Here is a 23,264-nt window from a genome sequence, read left to right as displayed (position 1 = left end):
TTAGGGAAATTCGCCCTCCCTTGCTACAATAGCCGATTAGCTCATTCCACTTATTCGTATCAGATCACTATGATAGATATTCAACTCCTGCGTAAAGATATCGCCGCTGTTGCCGCGCGTCTTGCTACCCGTAAATTCAAACTCGATGTCGATGCCTTTAACGCACTCGAAGGTGAACGTAAGCAGATTCAGTCCCGCACTGAAGAACTGCAAGCCAAGCGCAACAGCTTGTCCAAACAAATCGGTATGCTCAAAGGCAAAGGCGAAGATGCTTCCGCAGTGATGGCCGAAGTCGGCGGCATCGGCGACGAATTGAAAGCCTCAGAAGTGCGTCTGTCAGAAGTGCAGACCGCCATGACGGCATTCTTGCAAACGATACCGAATCTGCCGCACGAATCTGTGGTGGTGGGGCAGGATGAAACCGCGAACGTCGAAATCCGTAAAGTCGGCACACCGCCAGTGTTTGATTTCGAGGTCAAAGATCACGTCGATATCGGTTCCGCTCTGGGTCTGGATTTTGATACCGCAGTCAAATTAACCGGTTCGCGTTTCTCGGTAATGAAGGGCGGTATGGCGCGTCTGCATCGTGCGCTGGCGCAATTCATGCTCGACACGCAAACCGTTGAACACGGCTACACAGAAATGTACACGCCGTACATGGTGAATGCCGATTCCATGCGCGGCACCGGCCAGTTGCCGAAATTTGAAGAAGATTTGTTTGCCGTGAAAAAAGGCGGACAAGACGGTGAGGGCGAAACGCTGTATCTGATCCCGACCTCCGAAGTGACATTAACCAACACCGTGCGTGATGAAATCATTCCTGCAGATGCTTTGCCGATCAAGATGACGGCGCATACACCATGCTTCCGTTCTGAAGCAGGCAGCTATGGCCGTGATACACGCGGCATGATACGTCAGCATCAGTTCGACAAAGTGGAAATGGTGCAGATCGTGCATCCGGAAAAATCCATGGAAGCACTGGACGAAATGGTCGGTCATGCCGAAGCGATTCTGAAAAAACTGGGCTTGCCTTACCGCGTCGTCAGTTTGTGTACCGGTGATATGGGCTTTGGCGCAACCAAAACTTTCGATCTGGAAGTCTGGTTGCCAGCACAAAATACTTACCGCGAAATTTCTTCGGTATCGAATATGGAAGCCTTCCAGGCACGTCGCATGCAGGCACGTTTCCGCAATGCGCAAGGTAAGCCAGAAGCGGTGCATACGCTGAATGGTTCTGGCCTGGCAGTGGGACGCACGCTGGTGGCGGTGCTGGAAAATTATCAGCAGGCAGATGGCTCCGTGGTGATTCCAGAAGCGTTGCGCCCTTACATGGGCGGCATGGAAAAATTAGTGCCGGCAGCGTAACTCAGCTTGTTGCAATAAGTTGATCTGAAAAAAATCCCGCATTGTTGTATTCGATGCGGGATTTTTTTTATCTCTATTTCACTTCGGCGCGGCGATCGACAAACAAGCTGTTGCCGTGAATTTTCTTTGCCTGTTTCTTTGCTTCAGAAGCCGCAATCGAAATCTGATGATGCGAATAAAACTGATTCGGGCTGGATTTGACTACACCCAGCGACAGACTCACCAACGGATAAAACACTTTTTTTCCTTGCCGGTCTTCACTCAGATAACCACCGCGTTCTCGGTCTTCATTGTTATAAAAATCCTGAATCTCGGTTGCAAAGCTTTCCAGAATATCGCTGCAACGCTGCTCCCAGTCATCGCTGCGAAACAGAATAATAAAATCATCGCCGCCGATGTGACCGATAAAATCCATCTGTGAATCGCAATGCCGTTTCAGCACATCGCCCGTCATCTGAATAATATCGTCGCCGCGCCGGTAACCATATACGTCATTAAACGGCTTGAAATGATCGAGATCGCAATAACAGGCGCTGAATCTCTGCTGTTTTTGCAGCAGCTGATCAATGTGTTCATTGATCGGCACGTTACCGGGTAACTGCGTCAGCGGATTCGCATAGCGTGCGGCGGTAATCTGCATTTGCGTGATTTCGCGCATCAGATCCGGCCCGGTACAAATGCCCAGATATTGCCCCTGATCGGTAATGATGATGCCGTTGATCAGATGCTCAGGATTGGCTTCGACAATGATATGGCTGACATCCTGCATGCTGGTGTTTTTATCGACCACCACCGGGTGCGGATCCATAAACACCTTGCAGGATTTTTTGCCGTACAACTCGCGCTGATACGGGCGCGCGAAGCGATCAATCATGTGATAGCGATTGATGATGCCGATAGGCGTGCCCTGATCGACCACCGGTATCATCTGTAATTTCGGGTTCTGCAAAAAAATATCATCGACCTGATTATTCAGCATACTCGACGGTATCGACGGCGTTTCTTTCAGAATCTTTTCGACTGCCGCGGTTTGCTCAAAGAAGCCAGACGCTCGGCGCGACAGTTGCTGATGATGGGATACCAGCGCCTTGGCCACCTCTGCCGGAATTGCCTTGCTCGGCGTCGGGTGAGGGCGGGCGATGTGATAGCCCTGACCACAAGCCACGCCGATATCGCGCACCATCAGCAATTCTGCATGCGTTTCTATGCCCTCGGCAATGACCCGTGTTGCCGATTTCTCTGCAATGCTTTGTATCGAGCGGACAAACTGCGCCTTCACCGGATCATGATCGATGCCCTGGATAAAGTGCATGTCGATTTTTACGTAATCAGGCTTTAATTCTGACCACAAGCGCAGACTCGAAAAGCCCTCGCCCAGATCATCAATCGCAATTTCAAAACCCATGCTGCGATAATGAATCACCGCCTCCGACAACAAAGCGTAATCATGCGTCGGCTGATATTCGGTCAGCTCGATGATGACGCGGTCTGGATTCACGCCCAACTGATGAATGTAATCCAGCGTTTCACCATAGCGCACATCGCGCTGGATCAGGCATTCCGGGCTGACATTCAGAAACAGCTTGCCTGGTAGATTTTGTACAAAAAATTCTTCCAGCACGATCTTGCGGCACAGATGTTCGACTACGACCGTTAAATTGTGTGCCGATGCCGCTTTAAATAAATTAATCGGTGAATGCAGCGGGCTGTCAGACGGGCCGCGTATCAAGCCTTCGTAACCCAGAATATCGCCATTCTGCATTTCAACGATAGGCTGGAAACGCGCCGTCAGCGAGCGTTGTTCGATGATGCGCTGCAAATGCGCCAGCGTCATCGCATCGCCATCATCCGTCGTCGCCCCGGCTGCAATAGTGGCGGTTGCCAGGTGCTGATGCACGATGGCCATTCTTTCCTCAGACGCTGCGCTGTTCATTCGGCGGCTTTCCCAAAAACGCGCCGCTGGCTTTTCAGGCTGCAGACGCAAAAACAATCAATAGCAACAATATAAATAGTTGATATGACAAGCGCGTGTCATTATTGCTTTGTGGGAATAAATTTAAATCAGCACGATCGAATGGGTGCGTGATCGAATTGCACTTTGCTAGGAAAGCAAAGATTTCTTTGCTATAATCGGCGGCTTCGTTTTATAGCGAACAACCAAAGCCGGAGAGGTGGCAGAGTGGTTGAATGTACCTGACTCGAAATCAGGCGTACTGTAACAGGTATCGGGGGTTCGAATCCCCCTCTCTCCGCCAGAATTAAGTTTCAAGCAGTTCCAAGAAACCCCAAAAACCCGCGTATCTCCCAGTGAGTACGCGGGTTTTTGGTTTCAGGACATGCCAGAAGACACATTGGCATCCCACTTTTTTGCATCCATGGATGAACTCACCTAAAAGGCATGGATGCAAAATGCCAAAACTTGCTACCCCCCAACTGATATGCAACCTGAAGCCATGTGTGCTTGTTGATTATAAAGTTGTTTCTGAGGTGCGCTTTCGTTTTTGGTAATGCCTCCAAATAAGAATTGGAAAAGCAAACCACCAGATTGGCCCTAAGAATTCCTCGCCAAATGGAATTGGTAATGTGAAATATACAATAGAGACAGGAAAATCAAGTACCCCGAGGGGGAGGTATTCGAACTGCCACATTGCGTCTTGACTAAGGTGGGAATCAATTAACTTGAAAGCGAAGAAACGAATCCCGGCTAATGTGAAAGCGATGAGCAACATGTATGCAGGTGCGTGCTGACGTTTTTGATACCTTCGGCTTTGGATCAACGTGATCGAAGATTCGCATTGAAGCGCTCTGCCGCTTGAGCTAACCGGCGTTGCGCGGCTTTATCGCGCAGCGTCCGATGGAATGATGGGTTGGGCACCTTATGTACCCAGAAACCCGACAGTAAGGCGACGCGGATTCGCCGGGTCGCGCTGGTGGATAGGTATCTCACGAATCTCAAAGGGTGCGTTGCCCTTCAACTTATAGAACAGTCCGACGAGCACATTCTCACCGAGAATGATGGTCTTTTCGATGATGGCTTCAAAGTCAGTGAGAACCGGCTTGAGTGGTTCGCCAGTAAGCCCCCAGTGCGGATCAACAAGCGCATCACCAGTAACATCATGCGTGATACTAAAGTTGGTCGTCACGAGTCGACCTCTGGGTGATTCGGATGGATGGTCGACTGCGTTACGCATTTCGACAATCCGTTTAACATATGGCTCCCAACTTTCTACCATCATAGCAAAGTCATCGGACACACCGAACTTGGTTTTCGACCAAGCTGAAAATTTTTGATATTTGTGACCAAACCCAACGCCATAGAACGGCTTGACTAAATTTCCAGTCTCGGCGATGGCGAGTTTCGCAGACTGAAGAAATGTCTCTGACTTCGACTGAAGATCGCTGACCCCGGGTAGTGAAATTGCTCCGCGACCTGCCTGTTTGAAGCCATGCGACTCAATCTCTGCACGGCCAGCAGCAACCTCCCCTACAAGCGGATCACAAATCTCCACACACTTAACCAAATGCCGTTGTAGCTCAAACAACACGGCAATTGCGGCTTCCTTTTGAGGTTCTGGACAGCTAAGGAACTGCAGGAGCTCTCGCCCCTGTAAGGCCGTTCTCGCCACAGCAGGAGTGGATGTTCCGAAGTTTGATATTTTCTGTAGGCGAAACATGTCCCGTTACCAAGGTGCCCAACGCCAAGCTGACCCACGCGCAGCGTGGGTGTCGAGCGACATGTTAAATCTGAGATTATTCATAATCCGCTAGTTCCTCTTGTAAGTCATCTCTCAACTGCAGCGCTGGTACCATTACACCTTTCATGCTTGTCGTTGGAAACACTGCAACGTGAACATTGTCATTCGCCATATTTGGCAACCATATTGCGACAAATTCCTGAACCTCGATAGGCGTTGGTTGATTTCCCGCCCATTCATCCTTTGCGCAAGCCGCAGCATAATCAGGATGAGGCCAAACAGGGATGCCGCGATTTCCAGAATCGTCTTCCGCTGATACCCAGCCAGTTTCGTTTTTTAGTCCCCATACATTCTGCCAGTCGGCAACACGTTTGACGAAGTGTTCATAACGCTCCGATCCCTCTAACCGGGTAACCGATGCATGTTCCTGTTCTGAGAAACGGTAGCTATCAGCCATAAAGATTTAACGCAGAGATGAAGGGATCGCCTTCATGGACTTAAATAAAACCAAAATTATCATTCGCGATTCCCTATCGATCGTCCTGTTAAGTTGCATTTTTTCTCCGTAAATAAGTCCAGAGAAGGAATATGATCGGTGCCCAGATAAGTATCACACCAACCAATGCCCAAAGTGAAAAAAAAGCGAACATTGGACAGTAAAGAAACCAAAATGGCCAATTTAGGAATAACTCGACAGCATTTGAGCCAAAAAAATTACGGCATTCGATACCTATAAGCATCGCATCATAAAAGTTACAACTCGCTGTTTGATCGCCATATTCGGTAGTCCTCGCGACAAAAACATTAGCTGCGATTGCGAGCAAGGCAAAACATAGATAAAACCATGAAAGTCTGCGGAGTATTTGGATCATTGAAACTTAACGCCGAGTTAACCGGCGCTGCGCAGCTTTATCGCGCAGCGTCCAGCGACTGAAAGGAGCGAGGTTGAGCGCCGGGTTAGCCCTTGGCGGGCGAGGAAAAGGAAGAGCACTCATTTGTTGCACCACTGCTGCTCGCAAGGTACACCGTCGTAGTTGCCGTCCATCTTGACGTTGGGACAGTTTTTCAAAAAGAACGTAGCTTCAGCACACGAAGTCATTTGTGAGCAAAGAGTTCGACCATCGCACTGAAAAACTGCCGAGGTGGTTTGCTCACTGGTTTGAGCATCGACGGCCGATTTAGGGGCCGCACGGCGTGAATACTCGACATAACCGTAGGCGATCAAGGCAACGACAACGGCAAGCTGAACAAAACGCCCGAAAACACTTCGGTTTTCGCGGCGACGCGTGGGCGTGTGTTGGCGGGTGGCGTGCTGGACTTGACGATCCAGGCATACAAGATTTGTTGTGCGCTTCTTTCCATTTTTGTCGGTTTCTATCTCAAACGAGAGCCGTTCGCCGACTCTGGGTCGCTGTCCGTCTCTCGGGAACGTGGAAACGTGAACGAATATCTCGGAACCACCTTGAGCGGGGGGCGATAAACCCAAATCCACGGTCATCGTTCCATTTTACGAGAGTGCCGTCTATGCGCATATGAAAGGGCTAACGTGAAATTAACCGGCTCCGCGCTTTTGCGGAGTCCGGGTTGAATGTCGGGTTATGCATTTTATTTGAGGCATGGAACACCATCAATATTCTCAAGCCATTTATTTACTGCTGTTTTTTGCTCATTGGAGAGAGTGGCTCTTCGTACTACTTTGCTCCTAATGTCTTTGAGAAAATCGGTTTTATTATCCGGTAACTTATCAATTGCAATATCAATCCAAAATAAATAGTTGTAACAGCGTTGCAACACAGATAGTTTCAGATTATGCGGAGCTTTATTTTCAATGTTATTGATGTGGGAAATTTCTGAATCCGTCAACTCTTTATCCTGCATTGATTCATAATAATTTTTCAGAACTGGATAGGAACAGTTTAGTTCGCTAACAAGTTTTTCTTCTCGCAATATTATGTACTCGATAGCTTGGCGCCGAGGATTGTTGATGGCTCCGGCATTATTACCACCCCCTCCCACACCCCCATGTTCATTTCCAACATCTTTTGATAGAGTGAATTTTGTAAGATCTGGTATGCCTTTTATCGAATAGCCGTGTGCCAAATTGTCTTCGGCACACTTTGGGCCAGCATAAGCAATTTTTCCAGTTTCTGTTTCCTCAAGGACATATGCTTTTAAAGATGTCAAAAATCTGGGGCAAAAGTCACATTTTTGTGTTGTTTCAGTTAAGTCTTTTCTCAGAGGTTTATATGCCATCGTTATTCCCTAGAAATGCATAACGCAGATTTGACGGGGTCGCCGCCGTGGTTATAAATAGAAGTGAAGTCATCATCGGCGACTCTCCGTCGAAAGTTTTGTTAGCCACATATTGACCAAACGCTCTTGTTATTCTCAAAGTAAAGATAAGGTGTTTCAAAGCCATTCTCCGGCGTGAGACTCGCTGGCCGATCAATTGCCATAGACAATGACTCGATAAACTTAAGTATTGCCTCATGCTCAAATTGCCCTTTCACTTCTCGCGGATCAATATCAAGTTCAATCTCATCAACAACAAAGAAATGGCAATTTACTGTAACACCACTTACGTGGATTGAAAGTACATGGTGACCTTCGCGATTCGAAAAAATTGCTTCTACGGACGAAATTTCTTTTGCGTCACCATCGAACGAATACTGATATTGAAACTCCTGAATGGATAGGAAGAATTTCTTCCAATGTTCAATTCCGGTATCAGTAAAATAAACGTCCCTCAATGAACCATCTCGATTCCAAAGGTACGGAACATCTGTAATTGATGGGTCACTCATGATGGCTAACGCTGGGCTGATCGGAACTGCGCACATCGCACTGAAACCGAAGAGCAAGTGATTGATGAAATGCCGAACATCGAAATTCCTGCATGCGCAGTTTCCGTGTCGAGCGTCGTGTTAGCGGTCACGTTCTCTCCGCGAAATGTAATCATTCAATAAGGTAAGCGAACTAGTAGGAAAATCATGCTGAACCCAACGCGATTTGTAACCAGCCTCGCCATGCTGTGCTAACACTTTTGACGCTGCATCACGAACGGCAATTCCGAATTCGAGCCGAGTCAACTCGAAGGCAATCAACGGGTCACCTTCAGAATCAGGGCGATTTCCCCATAACTGAGGAAATGAAAGAATCACTACACGGACTTGGTTGCCATCGCCACTAGTTACAGCCCAACGATATTCGCCAGGCTCTTCATCGAATCCAACAGAAATGCTATGCACGCCCGCCAAAACGGCAACGCCACAAACAACCAACGAACCAAGTGCATCAGAAAGATATGAGGCAGAAATTTCACATTTAGTCTCATTGAATTGGACTATACAGTCTGCCCAACCAGTTCCTGCGAGATTGAAATCGATAGTGAGTGTCATGACCGCTAACGTGTTTTAATTTTCATTTTGCAACATTAACCATCAATAGACAAACTGTCAATATGTTGCAATCCCTTTGAAAGCCGCATGGATATTGGCTATATTTGGTTGTACTGATTAAATATGCAGTGTAACTAAATGGGCAAAAGCATCACCCCACAAAACCACGTTTGCTGAATCAGGTGCGACAATACTTGCGTTTTAAATATCTGTGACCCATTTGCTGCAGGGCGAATGCGACATTTGCGCCATACAGGATTAATTGGGCATGCGATTTACTAAAAAAATATATAGATCGTTTATCCATGAGGGTCTCAGAATGAGATTTGCCTTCCCCTATGGAAAAAAGACCGCATCTGGCGGTCTTTTTTCTTTTGTGGTGGTCGAAATTTAATCTCTTAATTAAATGTGAAATTTAAATTTGAGGTAGTTGTTCCTTGGTTAAATGCTTGCTGATTAATTGAAACGAATTTTATTCCGCCGGACGATGTAACTCTATAAACGGTAGATGATTGTGAGATTTTGCCTACCGGCTGCATACTTTGTTCGAGGTTTACTGTAACGAGCAGGGATGATGCGGTGTCTTGAGCAACCGAATAAGTTTGGGACATGGTGGTAGCGAGTGTTCTGTAATCAGAGGCAGTCCCAAGCAGCCCATTTGTTTGTGCTTTTACGCTTGTCGGTATCGTATATGGCGTAAAAAATATCGTTGTGTTTGTATTCGATACTGCCAAAAGCGAAAATGTCGCTGGGTCATAGTAGTTGTATGCCGTTCCGTTCGCACTTCCAATGGAGCCATTTGCATTAATGGTCGCGTTTATGCTGACCATTTGTTTTAAAGATGCAGCCTGGCCAGTTGGTGTGAAAAGAGTGGCTCCTGAACTCATACCTTGCGTGTAAGTTCCGCTACCAGTCACGGGAACTTGTTGAGAGTTCACGATAGCCCACCCCGAAATATTAAAACTACCTGTTATCCCACTTGTTACTACTGACGCCATTGCTGCTTTAAATGGAACGGTTAAATTTGGGTCTATAGTTGGTGCAGGCGTAGATGTAGATCCAGATGAGCCGCCACCTCCGCATGCAACTAAAAAAAGTGGAAGCGCAAGTAATGCAAAATAAGTTTTTTTCATATTTTCCTTTTGTAAATTATTGTATAAATCCCTATACAAACAGGATACATTGGAAATGCAAAAAAAATAATACTCAGTTTAAATAAAAACTTTATTAGTGATGCATATCAAGCAGACTGGTTGCAAAAAGTTGTGAATTTGAAGCTTCGGTTTGTTGCGCAAAAAAATCGATTTTCTGTCTAATATCAAGAGAAATTCTTTTCTCGAAGCTGACTTGATCTGTCATGAGAAAGCATGCGTCGTTAGTCATTTTTAAAGACAAAAATTTAAGCAATTTGTCGCTATCAGCAAGGCGCTTGTAATGGTGTTACATTGCCGCTTGGCAATTCAGCTTTGGAAATTGTTGATATAAATTTTTTTGAAACCTTTATTTCAATTGCTATTTTCAGGCTGGGGGCAAAAGGCTGGCTTATTCAATGTCATCACATCCAGTGCATCTCACAGAGTCTGTTCTGCGATGTTGTTCAGGTTTACTCGAAAAAAATTAATGATTCAGAGGCATGATGAATACAAATTTATTTAGCGATCTTACCCTCAAGGCCAGGATAGGTCTGGGGTTTGCTTTGGTGTTATCCATGATGACGGTGCTGACCATCGTCGGGATTGTGCAGGTCAATTCTATCTCCACCGGATTGACGACGATTGGTGATGTGAACAGTGTCAAACAGCGGTATGCGATTAATTTTCGCGGTAGCGTGCATGACAGGGCGATCGCTCTGCGTGACGTGATTCTGGTGCAAAACGATACTGAGCTTAACTCTGTCGTGGCGAAAATTAGCAGTTTATCCGCTGATTACGATAAGTCTGCGGCACCGCTGGATAAAATATTCAGTGAGCGTCAGGACATCACCAACGAAGAAAAGAAAATTTTAGAAAGCATCAAAGAGATCGAGGCAAAAACACTGCCTATGATTAAGCAAGTGATCGAATTGCGCCGCGCTGGCGATCTGGATCAGGCTAAACAAATGATGCTCAGTGAAGCTCGCCCGGCTTTTGTAGAGTGGCTGAGCCGTATTAACAAACTGATTGATTTTGAAGAAAATCTGAATCGTCATGAATCAACGCTTGCCCGTTCCACCGCAGGCGGCTTTCAAACCCTGATGCTGATTACCTGTTTTGCCGCACTTGTTCTCGGTGGCGTCGTCGCGACGCTGATTGCGCGCAATATCTCCCGGGCATTAGGTGGTGAACCGAAAGATGCGAGTGCTATCGCCCGCAGTATTGCCTCTGGCGATCTGAGTATCAATATTCAAGTTGATGCGCGTGACCAGACCAGTGTGCTGTCGGCGATGAAAGAAATGCGTGACAGTCTGGTGAGTATCGTTGGGCGGGTTCGCAGCACTACGGATACGATTTCAACCGGCTCGTCAGAAATTGCCTCCGGCAATCAGGATTTATCTGTACGCACCGAACAACAGGCGACGTCGCTGGAAAATATTTCGACCTCGATGTCAGAATTAACCACGACCGTAAAACAAAATGCGGATAACGCCAAACAAGCGAATCAGCTGGCCGTGACTGCGTCGGGCGTTGCTGTCAAAGGCGGCGAAGTGGTGTCGCAAGTGGTTGATACGATGAGTTCCATTAATGGTTCATCCAAAAAGATTGTCGACATTATTGCGGTCATTGACGGTATCGCGTTTCAGACCAATATTCTTGCGTTAAATGCAGCGGTCGAAGCGGCGCGTGCAGGCGAGCAGGGCAGAGGTTTTGCGGTTGTTGCCAGCGAAGTACGTAATCTTGCACAACGTTCTGCAACTGCTGCCAGAGAAATTAAGGCATTGATTGGTGATTCGGTAGAAAAAGTCGATGCCGGCAGTAAGCTGGTGGAACAAGCTGGCACGACGATGGATGAAATCGTCACCAGTGTGAAACGCGTGACCGACATCATGGCGGAGATCATGGCGGCGAGTCAGGAACAAAGCAGCGGTATTGAGCAAGTGAATTTTGCGATTGATCAGATGGATCAGGTCACTCAACAAAATGCCGCCCTGGTCGAACAAGCTGCTGCGGCTGCAGCATCGATGCGTGATGAAGCAAGTCAGTTAGCAGAGACCGTGGCCGTATTTAAACTGAATCATGCGCAGACGACGCAAAATGCCGCATCGAAAGCCCGCATTCAGAAATCCGGCGCGACGGTTGCCCAGCCGCGTGCATCGACAACCAGACTGATTAAATAAGCAAGCATTTTTACAGCAAGCTTTGCACGTCGCAGTGAACCCCATCCTTGCGACGTGCAGACGAAAAACAATCTGACTGGATGTTGAGGTTTTTCTTCAGTGCTTGCCCATTCCTTCGCAAAAAACAGTGTATTTGCCGCTGTTTTCATTCCAGTTATCATCTGCCGCCAAATCAATACACTTCAATACAGTTGCTCCCGAAAAACTGGGGCGTTCATTAACGCACTGACCAGCATCATTGAGTGCTGACTGCTATCGGTAGCTCACAGCCTCGCATCGTTCTACTTTTCAGTTCGCCTTTCATCGGACGATGAATCACGGTTTTTGCAAAAATAGGGGAGTATGTGCCAAAAATGCCATCTTCTCAGCAGAAAATAAGGGCGTTTAAAAATACTCCCCCCCAGTATATTTTTCTCATTGACAGGCAAAAATAGGCAATCTGAGGAGGTGCGTGGTGTGTCTGGCGTCGGTGCCTGGCTGATGTGGCGGCGCAAGTTGCATGTGTGTGGCGAATGGATTCGGCGGGAATTTGCCGTGATTTGAATAAAGACCGCAAAAGATCGCTTGTTTCTGGCTTAAATCCGGCGAGTCTCAGAGATAATGCGTCTATACGACAATCTATTGATGAGCGGATTATGGCAACACCAACTTTACCTACAATGGATTCAGCGACGCTGGACCCGGCCGACTGGAGCACGCTGCGTGCCCAGGGGCATCGCATGCTGGACGATATTCTGGATTACGCAGAGCATATTCGCGAGCGGCCGGTATGGCAGCCAATTCCTGAAGAGGTGCGGGCGAAATTTCAGCAGGGTTTGCCGCAGGGCGTGGGCGATTTGGCCGCGGTGCATCAGCAGTTTATGCAGGATATTCTGCCGTACTCGGTGGGAAACAGTCATCCCGGTTTCATGGGCTGGGTGCAGGGCGGCGGCAATCCGGTCGGCACGCTGGCGGAGATGCTGGCAGCCGGGCTGAATGCGAATCTGGGCGGGCGCAATCATATTCCGATTGACGTGGAGCGTCAGGTCAGCCGCTGGGTCAGTACCTTGTTTGGTTTCCCTGAAACCGCGAGTGGCTTGTTTGTGACGGGCACGTCGATGGCGAATTTCATCGCGGTGCTGGTGGCACGTTCGGTGGCGCTGGGAACGGAGGTGCGGAAAACAGGTCTGGCTTCCTATGAGCAGCGTCTGGTCGCCTACACCTCGGCGGGGGCGCATGGTTGCATCGCGCAGGCGATGGATATTGCCGGCATCGGCAGGGATGCCTTGCGCATGATTCCGATGACCAGCCAATTTGAAATGGATACCGCTTTGTTGCGCGAGGCGATTGCGGCAGATCGCGCTGCCGGGCTGACGCCATTTTTTATCGCAGGCACCGCTGGCTCGGTGGATGCCGGCGCGATTGATGATCTGAGTACGCTTGCCGAGATCGCGGCACAAGAAAAAATCTGGTTTCATATTGATGGTGCATTCGGTGCGCTGGCGATGTTATCACCTGAACTGTCACCACGGCTGGCGGGTATAGAACGCGCAGATTCGGTGGCATTTGATTTTCATAAGTGGATGCAGGTGCCTTACGACGCTGGCTTTATTCTGGTCAGAAACCGCGAGGCGCATCTGGCGACCTTTTCTGCGCCGGTCGGTTATTTGCGGCGGGAAACCAGAGGGCTGGCAGGTGGTTCGCCCTGGCCTTGTGATTTCGGGCCGGATTTGTCGCGTGGCTTCCGCGCTTTAAAGACGTGGTTCACTTTGCAGGTCTATGGCACAGAACGTCTGGGGAAAATGATTGCGCACACCTGCGAACTGGCGCAATACCTGAAGCAGCGGGTGGAGGGAAATCCTAAGCTGGAATTACTCGCGCCGGTGAATTTAAATATCGTGTGTTTTCGTTACCGCAGTGAGCGTATTGCAGATCTGGATGCCTTAAATGCAGACATTGTCGTCGCTTTGCATGAGGGCGGCATCTGTGCGCCATCAACGACATTCATTCGTGGGCAACTGGCGATACGTGCGGCGATTGTGAATCATCGCACCCGAGCCGAAGATATTGATGCACTCATCAATGCCACCATCGCGCAGGGCGACCTGCTGGCGCAATCCGCACAATAAACCTGGTTTCAGATATGACTACTCTTTACGAATCTCAGCATAGTACCTATATCGGCCTCGCACCTTTGATGCGGCGGGCTTTTGCAGGCGAAGATTTAAAACCCTTGGCCAATGCCTTGATTGCGCGGGCGCAGCAGTATCCCGATGACGCGAATGCGATGCTGGATTTATCGACGGTGCTGCTTTTGCTCGGCCACGCTGAATTGGCAGCGAGCACGCAAATGGAAGCATTAAAAAAGCAGCCTTTGTATTCTGTGCCGGCAGCGCATCCGCCAAAAATTAAATTGCTGGCGCTGCTGACCGATGGCGATCTGATGGCGAATACGCCAGTCGATTTTTTGGTTGAAGATTCAGACATCGATCTGGATTTGTTGTACGTGGGGCAGGGCATTCCAGCGCTGGATCAATTACCTGAACATGATGTGATGTTTGTGGCGATTGGCGAGGCCGATGCCAAGCATACGCTGCTGCTCGATTTACAGGAAATTGTCTCGCAATGGCCGCGGCCAGTGGTGAATGCGCCGGAACGCATCGCCCATCTGGGGCGCGACCGCGCTTATCTGCAACTGCAATCGGCGCGTGGCGTCGAAATGCCGATGTCGCGCCGCATTACCCGTCAGATGCTGGAGCAACTCGGGCGTGGTGAATTACCTATCGGCGATTTATTGCCCGGCGATGACTTTCCTATCATCGTGCGACCGCTCGATTCACATGCGGGGCATGGTCTTGAGAAGCTGGTGTCGCCAGCGGAAATCGCTGGCTACCTGCAGGAAATACAGAGCGACGAGTTTTACATCGCCCGCTTTGTTGACTATCGCAGCGCCGACGGTCAGTTCAGAAAATACAGGGTCATGCTGATCGATGGCAAACCGTATATTGCACACATGGGAATTTCGCAGCATTGGATGATTCATTATCTGAATGCCGGCATGGCAGAAAGCGCCGAAAAGCGGGCAGAAGAGCAGCGTTTTATGGCGAGTTTTGATACAGAATTTGTGCCACGTCACACGCTGGCGCTGCAAGAAATCTACGACAAATTAGGCTTGGATTATGTCGGCATCGATTGTGGTGAAACGCCGGACGGCAAGCTACTCATATTTGAAGTCGATAGCGACATGATCGTGCACGCCATGGACCCAGTGGAGATGTTTCCCTATAAACAGGCGACGATGAAAAAATTGTTTGCGGCATTCAGAGACTTGTTAATCAAGCGCGCATCCGCTTCAACATTGAGCGCGCAGTAAGCAGGAGACGCATGAGCAACGACGCTATTTTATCTGCTCTGAAACCAGCATTCACGTCTGGCATGAGTATTCCGACGCTGGCGCAATTGCTGGTTGATGGAGGTGATTCGCGTATTACGCTGGACACGTACGGTGTGAATAAATACGGCTGTACTGTGGAGCCGCAAAGTACGCAAGACAGCTCGTTTGCATTTGGATCGGCAACCGCATCGACTATTTCTCAACGCGGTTTTGCGGCGGCAAATCGCGTCTATCAGCAGATCGTAGAAGCGTATCGCGACAAAAAGGAGTATTCGCTGTATTCCTTGTATGAGCAGGAAATGCAGAGCCTGCGTCAGGAATTAAAGCAGTTGTGTCAGACCGGTGATGCGGTGGATGTGGCATTTGCAGCCTCTGGCACCGATTTGCATTTAATCGTATCGCAGCTATTTTCAGGGGCATCTTCAAGCCCTTCGATGATAGTGATGGTAGAGGCTGGCGAGACCGGAAGCTCGGTGCCTGCGGCGTTGCAGGGTTTGCATTTCAGCGATTGTGCGGCGCTGGGTGAGCCTGTTAGTCCGGGGCAGCAAGTGGGGCAGTTTGGCGTATCTGAATTAGTTAACATCGCTTTGCGCGAGGCAGATGGAAAGCCACGCGCCGCCGGTGATATCGACCGGGAAATCGAGGCGCTGGTCACGCAGGCGTGTCATCACAACAAGCGCGTGTTGCTGGTGTTGGCCGATGTGACCAAGACCGGCATGATAGGGCCTTCCGTGCAGTGTGCATTGGCGTTGCGGAATCAATTTCCTGATCAGCTTGAGGTGCTGGTGGATGCGTGCCAATTCAGGCTGACGAATGCGACGCTGAATGCTTATCTGGATCAGCAGTTTTTAGTTGCGGTGACGGGCTCAAAATTTATCTCTGGCCCCAGTTTTTCCGGTGCTTTATTTTTCCCGCCGGAAGCGGCAATCAGATACAGGCAGCAAACCGCACCGGCAGGTTTATATGCTTATTCCAGCCGCGCTGACTGGCCTGCATCCTGGACTGGAATGGACGGTTTGCAGAAGAAGGCGAATGTCGGATTACTGGTGCGCTGGGTGGCGGCGATGGCGGAATTACGGGCATTTCGCAGCTTGCCTGACGACGCAATCAATCAGTTTGTGCAAGCGTTCCGGCGTGCGGTATTGACGTATTTTGATGCGCATTCTGGCCTTACGTTGTTACCGGTTCCTGTGCCCGATAGACAAGTGTTGGCGACGACGCCAGGCTGGGATCAATGGCCGACGATTTTTCCGTTTGTGCTGCATCACGCTTCCGGCGAGCCACTGAGTCGCGACCAGACGATGTTGGTGTACCGCCGCTTGCAAAATGAAAAGCGTATGCAAGTGGGACAACCAGTGACTTGTGGCGTTTGCCAACAGATTCCTGTCAGTGCCTTGCGCCTGTGTCTGAGCGCGCGGCTTATCACGGCGGCATTGAGCGATGTGACGGATATTAGAAGTGGCGGAAATAAAGCAGACGAAATCATTGCCAAAGCGATGGAGGTATTGGATGCAGCACGCCAGCTCAGCTTGCTGCGTGATTCTTAGGCCCGTATCTGTATTCTGAATGTGTTGCCATCAGGAATGTAAATAATGATTAAGCACCATTTTCAGGTAGAAATTTCGTGCTAATCTGCGGCAGTAATCAGGCACTCATTATTCTTTTTTTGAGTTCTCTTTTAGTTTTTTGAATCGCGTAGTTATACAGATTTTCATCTGCATTGAGCGTCGCCTTCTGACGTCATTTCAATAACTCTTACCTCAATATCATACGGTCATCACTCATCATGAAAATGGCAAAAAAGCGTTTGCGGCTACAACTTTTTTTGTTATTCAGTCTGATGTTGGTATTGGTGTGGGTTGTCGCTTTTTACGAAATGAATCGTAGTTATCAATCGGTGTTCAACGAGGCAAAGATACGTAACACCGAGGAGGCGCAGATTTTTGCGGAATACTCTTCCTCCAATATCAAGCGTCTCAATGAAGCGCTGCTGGATCTTCGCAGAGCGTGGCGGGGCGATTGGAAGGAATTCGCCGAACTGGTTCAGCGCCGGCAAGAGATTATTCACGACATTTCTTTTCAGGTCGCCGTCATTGATAAAGATGGCATTATGCAGTTTTCGAATCTCGCCAAGCCATCCGAGCGTGTTGATCTGAGTGAACGCGAACATTTTCGTGTTCACCAGCTTGCCCCGCATAAAGACAATTTTTTTATCAGCAAGCCCTTGAAGGGGAAAATTTCGGGAAAATGGTCGATCCAGTTTACGCGGCCTATCTTTAAAGACGGACAGTTCAACGGTGTTCTGGTGATTTCTGTCAGTCCCGATATGTTTACCAAATTTGCAGAAAAAGTTAATTCCAACGCTACCATTACAGTAGCGAGAGAAAATGGCTTTGTATTGGCTCGCTTACCGGATATCGATCTGAACAAAGGGATAATGATTGACGTCAGTCGCTTTGTAGATGATCGGGTTCCTTCTCAGGGAAATTTTCAGATTATCTCCAGGATAGACGGTGTGGAGCGTATCTACGGTTACCAGCGCTTGCCTGAATATCAGATGATCTTTATCACTGGCGAGTCTGTTGCAGGCATTTTGGTACCGTATCAAGTAACAAAGAGAAATGTCCTGATCATTGCGGGTGTGTTCAGCCTCATCAGTGCTTTGCTGTTTTTTATGTTATTCCGTGCGTTTAATGAAAAAAATACGGCGCAGTTGAAGCTGGAAGAGCGGGAAGAAATTTTACGGCAATCGCAAGAAGTCGGGCGTATTGGTAGCTACTCTTTTGATCTGAATACTTTTCGTTTCGAGAGTTCGCCAAATATGGACGAAATATTTGGTCTTTCTCCCGATACGGATAAAACCTATGATGCCTGGTTGAAGCTGCTTCATCCATCTGACCTCGAAGATGAACGTAAGACCATGCGCGAAGTCCGGCTCAATAGCGGCACTTTCCGACGGGAATACAGAATCATCAGGCCGATAGACGGTGCAGAAAGATGGATACTGGCGATCGGAAAAATGAATAAGCCGGATGAACATCAGCCCATGAGAGTGATGGGGATAGTTCAGGATATTACTGAGCAAAAGCAACACGAAGCAGAATTGATGAAAGCGAAGGAATTGGCTGAGGCGGCCAATGTTGCCAAAAGCTTGTTCCTTGCTTCAATGTCGCACGAGATCCGTACCCCGATGAATGGCGTGATTGGTATGACGGAGCTGGTTCTGGAGACGGAATTAAATCCGCAGCAAAGAGAATATGTGAATATGATCAAAGCATCGGCAGATTCTTTGCTGGTACTGATTAACGACATTCTCGATTCGTCGAAAATTGACGCAGGTAAGATTGATCTTGAAAGCCTGAATTTCGATTTATTCCGGGTGCTGGACGAGGTGATTAAACCGCTTGGTTTGCAGGCGGAAAAAAAAGGCGTTGAACTGATTCTGGATATTCAGCCAGATATCTGCCAGTTTGTGATCGGCGATGCTGGCAGGCTGAAACAAATCTTACTCAATATCCTGGGCAACGCAATTAAATTCACCACGAAAGGTGAGATCACTGTTCAGGTGCGATATACGCAGTACGAGCGGCGGCAGGCTGATTTGTATTTCAATATTATCGATACCGGCATAGGTATTGCTGAAGATAAAATCAGAAGTATCTTTGATTTGTTTTCGCAGGCGGATAATTCGATTACCCGCAAATATGGTGGAACAGGTTTGGGACTTTCTATTTCTTCCCGTTTGGTCGAGTTGATGGGAGGGACCTTATCCGTTGAAAGTAAAGTCGGCATTGGCAGTAAATTTAGTTTTACTTTGCCATTCCAATCAGCGCCCGAAGCCAGCCGTCTGCCACCCGCAACCTTGTTTCCAGATTTGCAGGTACTGGTTGCGGATGATAATCAAACCCACTTGAATCTGATGGCAGATACTTTGCGTCAATCTGGGATGAAAGTTATTCAGGCTTGCGATGGTCAGGCGTTTTGGGATGAGTTTGTCAAACTCACTGACGCCGGGCGAGAAATTGATTTACTGGTGCTGGATGCGCACATGCCCGATAAGAACAGCTTTCAGCTAATCGAGGCATGCAGCGAGGTTGGTAATACGGCACACCTGAAAAAGGCACCAAAAATATTGTTGCTGACATCTGCATTGACGCCTCAGGATATTGATCTTTGTCAGTCAATGAATTTAGCTTATCTGAATAAGCCGTTTTCAATGATGGAGTTGAAGGCGGCTGTTGGCCAATTGTTTATTGATCATGACGTGCGCTCCTTATCTTCTGTCGAAATGTCTGCGGAAAATAAGTTGCAGCAAAGCCGCCTGAGTATTTTGTTGGTTGAAGATAATGAAATAAATCAACGCATTGCTACCGTCATTCTGGAAAAGGCTGGACATCAGATACAAATCTGCGGCAACGGTGCGCTTGCGTTGGAATTGCTTGAGCGCCGGAAATTTGATCTGATCTTAATGGATATGCAAATGCCCGTCATGGGCGGGGTTGAGGCGACCGTGAATATACGAAACAAGGAACGTGTCAGCGGCGGCCATATTCCGATTATTGCTATGACTGCGAATGCCATGAGCGAGGATAAGGAGTTATGTCTGAATGCGGGCATGGATGGTTACATATCCAAGCCGGTGAGAGGTGAAAAGTTGATGAGTGTTATTGCTGAAGTGCTTAATAAATGTAAGCTGTGATCAGCTGAAAACGACACACGTTCCGGAGGAAAGAGCGGAGGTTGCCGGGTTTGATTTGCCGCGTATTGATGCAATTGCTGAGGCAATAGAGACAGAAAAATATGCGGATATCGTGATTGCTGCACACACGCTGAATTGGCAGAAATTTTATTGTGCCTGCAACAGAAGACCCGTGCCTGAAGGTTTATTTCAACCCGGGCTCATGCAGTGATGTGTTTCTCTAACTACAATTCTGAATCAGGCAAACTTGCTGATGTTTATTGATAAAAACGGATGGTGTTGCGACCTTCCTGTTTTGCCCGGTACATTGCGGCATCTGCCCGATCTAGCAATTTCTCGCCGCTGCTATCGCCGTTATTGAAGGTGATGACGCCGATACTGGCTGTGCATCGATGCTCGACGGTGATTGTTGTCCCATTGTTGTCAGTCTGTAGCAAATAAGGATCAGCCACAGCAGAAAGAATTTTTTTTGCGATATTTTCTGCCTGTGTGTGTGCACTTGATTCGTCTGCGTCCATGTCTGTAATCAGTATGACAAATTCGTCACCGCCAAAGCGGGCGACGGTATCGGTTTGACGCACACACAATTGCAGACGACGTGCGACTTCAATCAGCAACATATCGCCAACGTTGTGACCGTGTTTGTCGTTCAGTGGTTTGAAATTATCCAGATCTAAAAACAGCAGTGCGCTATAACTCGCATTGCGAATATTCCGTGCTAATGCTTGCTTCAGATGTTCTATCAGTAAGCGCCGGTTAGGTAGCTGAGTTAATGCATCGAGATAAGCGAGCTGCTGAATTTTTTCGTCCATGAGTTTGCGGTCATGAATATCTGTCAGAAAATTCAGGCTTGCATTGTCGCCGTGCCACTCGAATGCGACGCCGCTCAATTCAAACCAGCGGACGCCGCGGTGTCTGGTCGAAATACGGATGGCATATTTCAGATCGTTGACTGTTGTCAGGAGTAATTTCTTCTGATTCTCTATCACCATAGCCTGATCTTCGTGATAGATGAGGTCGATGATGGATTTGTTTGTGAGTATATTTGCGTCATACCCGGTCAATTCGCAGAGTTTCGGATTGGCGTAACGCAAGACACCATCATTGACGACGCAAATACCCTCGTTCGCTGTTTCGATCAGCAAACGATAATGTTTCTCACTTTCTCTGAGTTGCTCTACGGAAGAACTGCGTTCGATAGCAACACTGGCGAGTTTCGCAACAGCTTCGATAAGTTCAATATCGCTACTCTCGGGGGCGTGTTCGTCGCGGTGATAAATAGCAAATGTTCCAAGCACTTTCTGGTTAGAGGATAGTACTGGCTGCGACCAGCATGATGCCAGCCCTGCTTGCAGTGCCAGTTCTTTATAAGAGACCCAGTAAGGATGGGTTGCAATTTTTTCTGCAATTACCCGCTGCTTTGTATATGCTGCCGTACCACAAGAGCCAACGCCCAAACCTATTTCGACGCCCTGGATAGCGCTGTTGTAAAACTCTGGCAGACTGGGAGCAAAGATGCGGCTAAGGAATCTGCCGCGCTTATCAAGTAACAGTATGCTGCATAACATTTCCGGATGAAGTCGTTCAATGCCATTGATGATCGCATTCAAAATGTCGTCGAGAGGTCGGTTAAGCGAAAGAAGATCAAGGATTTTATTGCTGAATTTTGTGAATGCCTGATTATCCAATGCGCGTTTTTCTGCTCGCTCGTGCGTCATGAGTACAAATCCGATCGAGAGTAACAGCAGGCTGACCAGCACCGTTATAAATGTGTAACTCTGGATAGAATTGGATTCGGCGATCGATGTTAATTTGGTCGATCCCAGAAGAAAGCTGATCTCTCTCAACATCATGGCTGCAATGACTGAGACTAGCCCTGTTTCGATAATATATTGGCCTCGTCCAATCGTGTTATTTCGCATTTTTATGGCGAATGCCAGTAAGGCTGCACTTTGTAAAGTAAAGACCAGGGCGCTGATAACCAAGCGAACTTGTTGGTTATCCAGCAACATGCTAAAGCTGATAGCGATAAATACAACCGGCGCCCACAAAGTTAAGCGGTTTGGTTGCTCATCATGAAATCGATAAATGGCTTCACCAAACAAGGCAAAGCCAGCGGAAAGAAATGAGTTGCCGACGATGATCGAGACTGCATCATTGATGTAGCCTCGCAAGCTGAATAGCAAATAGGCGCCACCATGGAGAGCCAGAGCCAGCGACCACATGAAAAGCGGATTAAACAGCGAATTATTTTTACGATACGAAATCCAGGCAATTGCCAATGCCAGCGTAAAACTCGTTGTTACGATCACCAAAAACATTGTCGGTGTGTGAATCAACATAAAGAACCTTAAAAAATGTTTGTTGCTGTATGTACGCCGATTCAGTTGCTTCTCTGTTTCTGATTTACATCTGTGTTTTCAGTAGCCCTGTTATTTATTGTTGTTTTTGTTGCGATGGCGAAGATATCACTCGGCGAACTTATTTAAATTAATCTCTATTTCGCCCAGCTGTTATTTCTGTATCTATAAACTGAATCTAACAACTGCGGTCAGAATTTGTTTTGATCAAAAGCAAGCGTAAATAGTGATTTTTATTAATAATTGCCTGTTAGGATTACATAGAATACTTTTGTAAAAAGTAAATTTATGTGAACTTGATAAGTTTTCTGTTGGTGCTGATCAATCTGAGCAATGCCTTATTTCACAATTGCAGGCAGATAAATATCGCAAAATTCCGGTGGCATTCTTTTTGGTTTTCCAGTGCTGATTTCTATGCAAACCAGGTCCCATTTTCCGCGCATAATAATGGCCTGATCAGCTTCCCGGATTAATTGAAAATGCCTTTCCATATTCAGCTTTCCGTCGCTGGCAACAATCCAGGTGCCGAGTATGAGTTGGTCACCGAGGACTGAAGGTGATAAGTAATCGTATTCGGCATGGCGTATCGCCATCGCCCGATTCAGTTCTTGATAGTTGTTGAGACTGAGACCCAATTGCTCCGAATGCGCCCATCCGATCACTTCACACCACTGAACATATACAGCGTTGTTTGTGTGATGGAGACCATCGATGTCGCTGCTTGCTGGCGTCAGCTTTAGTGTATAAGGCTGCGGGTAATCCCAAGTCATCATGTATTCCGTCTTGCGTGGAGAAGTTTGATAGTTTACCGCATCTGTCATGGCTCTCAATGCAATGATTATCCGATGATTTTAGGCCTGGCGATCAGGAAGTCGTTGCGCCTTATCTAAAGCTTGAAATTGGAATCAACAATGGTTCGCAGTTGGGTGACTATTTAAGCTGAGAAGAAAAAGCGAAGCGAAAGGGCGAAGGGAGTTGACAGTGAGTGAGAAGTACTTCATAATCTCGTTTCTCTGCTGCTGACGCACACAACGATGCGAAGCGAAACTCGGAAGAGTGAA

General features: G+C 47.9%; 16 protein-coding genes and 1 tRNA gene. 7 read left to right on the top strand and 10 right to left on the bottom strand.

Annotated elements, in window-relative coordinates; all coding sequences use genetic code 11:
* Positions 1 to 69 precede the first annotated feature (69 nt).
* Positions 70 to 1,365, top strand: coding sequence for a serine--tRNA ligase (gene serS, locus Undi14_RS13740; protein WP_200180924.1), 1,296 nt, complete (start codon positions 70 to 72; stop codon positions 1,363 to 1,365).
* 73 nt (positions 1,366 to 1,438) lie between these two features.
* Here serS and Undi14_RS13735 read toward each other — a convergent pair whose 3' ends face one another.
* Entirely contained in the window at positions 1,439 to 3,199 is a 1,761-nt protein-coding gene (locus Undi14_RS13735; RefSeq protein ID WP_234030623.1) for a GGDEF domain-containing protein, read from the bottom strand.
* 331 nt (positions 3,200 to 3,530) lie between these two features.
* Between Undi14_RS13735 and Undi14_RS13730 the strand changes: the two genes are divergently transcribed.
* Positions 3,531 to 3,620 (top strand) — tRNA-Ser (locus tag Undi14_RS13730).
* A gap of 621 nt (positions 3,621 to 4,241) precedes the next feature.
* On the opposite strand, the gene Undi14_RS13725 is transcribed toward Undi14_RS13730, so the two are convergent.
* The 7 genes from Undi14_RS13725 to Undi14_RS13695 all read right to left on the bottom strand — a co-directional run bounded on the left by Undi14_RS13725 (position 4,242) and on the right by Undi14_RS13695 (position 9,591).
* On the bottom strand, positions 4,242 to 5,039 hold the full coding sequence (locus Undi14_RS13725) for a hypothetical protein (RefSeq protein WP_200180922.1): 798 nt from the start codon (positions 5,037 to 5,039) through the stop codon (positions 4,242 to 4,244).
* A gap of 76 nt (positions 5,040 to 5,115) precedes the next feature.
* Complete coding sequence (locus Undi14_RS13720) at positions 5,116 to 5,517, bottom strand: DUF2750 domain-containing protein (RefSeq protein WP_200180920.1); 402 nt, start codon at positions 5,515 to 5,517, stop codon at positions 5,116 to 5,118.
* 534 nt (positions 5,518 to 6,051) lie between these two features.
* Positions 6,052 to 6,552, bottom strand: a complete 501-nt coding sequence (locus tag Undi14_RS13715; RefSeq protein WP_370589957.1) for an excalibur calcium-binding domain-containing protein — start codon at positions 6,550 to 6,552, stop codon at positions 6,052 to 6,054.
* A gap of 113 nt (positions 6,553 to 6,665) precedes the next feature.
* Positions 6,666 to 7,313 carry a hypothetical protein gene (locus tag Undi14_RS13710; RefSeq protein WP_200180918.1) on the bottom strand — a complete coding sequence of 216 codons (648 nt, stop codon included), beginning with the start codon at positions 7,311 to 7,313 and terminating at the stop codon, positions 6,666 to 6,668.
* 101 nt (positions 7,314 to 7,414) lie between these two features.
* The gene (locus Undi14_RS13705) at positions 7,415 to 7,864 is read right to left on the bottom strand and encodes a hypothetical protein (protein ID WP_200180916.1); all 450 of its coding nucleotides are present in this window, start codon (positions 7,862 to 7,864) and stop codon (positions 7,415 to 7,417) included.
* Between the two features lie 120 nt (positions 7,865 to 7,984).
* On the bottom strand, positions 7,985 to 8,458 hold the full coding sequence (locus tag Undi14_RS13700; RefSeq protein ID WP_200180915.1) for a hypothetical protein: 474 nt from the start codon (positions 8,456 to 8,458) through the stop codon (positions 7,985 to 7,987).
* A gap of 398 nt (positions 8,459 to 8,856) precedes the next feature.
* Positions 8,857 to 9,591 carry a hypothetical protein gene (locus tag Undi14_RS13695; RefSeq protein WP_200180914.1) on the bottom strand — a complete coding sequence of 245 codons (735 nt, stop codon included), beginning with the start codon at positions 9,589 to 9,591 and terminating at the stop codon, positions 8,857 to 8,859.
* Positions 9,592 to 10,091: 500 nt separating this feature from the next.
* On the opposite strand from Undi14_RS13695, the gene Undi14_RS18470 reads away from it, so the two are divergent.
* The 5 genes from Undi14_RS18470 (at position 10,092) to Undi14_RS13670 (ending at position 19,843) form a co-directional block, all read left to right on the top strand.
* Complete coding sequence (locus tag Undi14_RS18470) at positions 10,092 to 11,771, top strand: methyl-accepting chemotaxis protein (protein WP_304941616.1); 1,680 nt, start codon at positions 10,092 to 10,094, stop codon at positions 11,769 to 11,771.
* 635 nt (positions 11,772 to 12,406) lie between these two features.
* A complete protein-coding gene (locus Undi14_RS13685; protein WP_234030607.1) occupies positions 12,407 to 13,879 on the top strand; it encodes a pyridoxal-dependent decarboxylase in 1,473 nt (490 codons plus the stop codon).
* Between the two features lie 14 nt (positions 13,880 to 13,893).
* Positions 13,894 to 15,123 carry a RimK family alpha-L-glutamate ligase gene (locus tag Undi14_RS13680; RefSeq protein WP_200180913.1) on the top strand — a complete coding sequence of 410 codons (1,230 nt, stop codon included), beginning with the start codon at positions 13,894 to 13,896 and terminating at the stop codon, positions 15,121 to 15,123.
* Between the two features lie 11 nt (positions 15,124 to 15,134).
* The gene (locus Undi14_RS13675) at positions 15,135 to 16,691 is read left to right on the top strand and encodes a hypothetical protein (RefSeq protein ID WP_200180912.1); all 1,557 of its coding nucleotides are present in this window, start codon (positions 15,135 to 15,137) and stop codon (positions 16,689 to 16,691) included.
* A 239-nt stretch (positions 16,692 to 16,930) separates the two neighbouring features.
* Positions 16,931 to 19,843 carry a hybrid sensor histidine kinase/response regulator gene (locus Undi14_RS13670; RefSeq protein WP_200180911.1) on the top strand — a complete coding sequence of 971 codons (2,913 nt, stop codon included), beginning with the start codon at positions 16,931 to 16,933 and terminating at the stop codon, positions 19,841 to 19,843.
* A gap of 257 nt (positions 19,844 to 20,100) precedes the next feature.
* Here Undi14_RS13670 and Undi14_RS13665 read toward each other — a convergent pair whose 3' ends face one another.
* Together Undi14_RS13665 and Undi14_RS13660 are read right to left on the bottom strand one after the other, a co-directional pair.
* Positions 20,101 to 22,185, bottom strand: a complete 2,085-nt coding sequence (locus Undi14_RS13665) for a diguanylate cyclase domain-containing protein (protein ID WP_200180909.1) — start codon at positions 22,183 to 22,185, stop codon at positions 20,101 to 20,103.
* 356 nt (positions 22,186 to 22,541) lie between these two features.
* On the bottom strand, positions 22,542 to 23,024 hold the full coding sequence (locus Undi14_RS13660) for a thioesterase family protein (RefSeq protein ID WP_234030606.1): 483 nt from the start codon (positions 23,022 to 23,024) through the stop codon (positions 22,542 to 22,544).
* Between the last annotated feature and the right edge of the window lie 240 nt (positions 23,025 to 23,264).

The sequence above is a fragment of the Undibacterium sp. 14-3-2 genome, assembly GCF_016595265.1.
Taxonomy (GTDB): Bacteria; Pseudomonadota; Gammaproteobacteria; order Burkholderiales; family Burkholderiaceae_D; genus Undibacterium; species Undibacterium aquatile.
Note: the sequence above shows the minus strand (reverse complement) of the source record. Positions and strands in the feature narration are given on the sequence as shown.

What these genes read in the sequence shown, in the direction of transcription:
- serS (WP_200180924.1), top strand. Translation starts at nt 70, where the DNA reads ATGATAGATATTCAACTCCTGCGTAAAGATATCGCCGCTGTTGCCGCG.
- Undi14_RS13735 (WP_234030623.1), bottom strand. Translation starts at nt 3,199, where the DNA reads ATGACGCTGGCGCATTTGCAGCGCATCATCGAACAACGCTCGCTGACG.
- Undi14_RS13725 (WP_200180922.1), bottom strand. Translation starts at nt 5,039, where the DNA reads ATGTTTCGCCTACAGAAAATATCAAACTTCGGAACATCCACTCCTGCT.
- Undi14_RS13720 (WP_200180920.1), bottom strand. Translation starts at nt 5,517, where the DNA reads ATGGCTGATAGCTACCGTTTCTCAGAACAGGAACATGCATCGGTTACC.
- Undi14_RS13710 (WP_200180918.1), bottom strand. Translation starts at nt 7,313, where the DNA reads ATGGCATATAAACCTCTGAGAAAAGACTTAACTGAAACAACACAAAAA.
- Undi14_RS13705 (WP_200180916.1), bottom strand. Translation starts at nt 7,864, where the DNA reads ATGAGTGACCCATCAATTACAGATGTTCCGTACCTTTGGAATCGAGAT.
- Undi14_RS13700 (WP_200180915.1), bottom strand. Translation starts at nt 8,458, where the DNA reads ATGACACTCACTATCGATTTCAATCTCGCAGGAACTGGTTGGGCAGAC.
- Undi14_RS13695 (WP_200180914.1), bottom strand. Translation starts at nt 9,591, where the DNA reads ATGAAAAAAACTTATTTTGCATTACTTGCGCTTCCACTTTTTTTAGTT.
- Undi14_RS18470 (WP_304941616.1), top strand. Translation starts at nt 10,092, where the DNA reads ATGATGAATACAAATTTATTTAGCGATCTTACCCTCAAGGCCAGGATA.
- Undi14_RS13685 (WP_234030607.1), top strand. Translation starts at nt 12,407, where the DNA reads ATGGCAACACCAACTTTACCTACAATGGATTCAGCGACGCTGGACCCG.
- Undi14_RS13680 (WP_200180913.1), top strand. Translation starts at nt 13,894, where the DNA reads ATGACTACTCTTTACGAATCTCAGCATAGTACCTATATCGGCCTCGCA.
- Undi14_RS13675 (WP_200180912.1), top strand. Translation starts at nt 15,135, where the DNA reads ATGAGCAACGACGCTATTTTATCTGCTCTGAAACCAGCATTCACGTCT.
- Undi14_RS13670 (WP_200180911.1), top strand. Translation starts at nt 16,931, where the DNA reads ATGAAAATGGCAAAAAAGCGTTTGCGGCTACAACTTTTTTTGTTATTC.
- Undi14_RS13665 (WP_200180909.1), bottom strand. Translation starts at nt 22,185, where the DNA reads ATGTTGATTCACACACCGACAATGTTTTTGGTGATCGTAACAACGAGT.
- Undi14_RS13660 (WP_234030606.1), bottom strand. Translation starts at nt 23,024, where the DNA reads ATGACAGATGCGGTAAACTATCAAACTTCTCCACGCAAGACGGAATAC.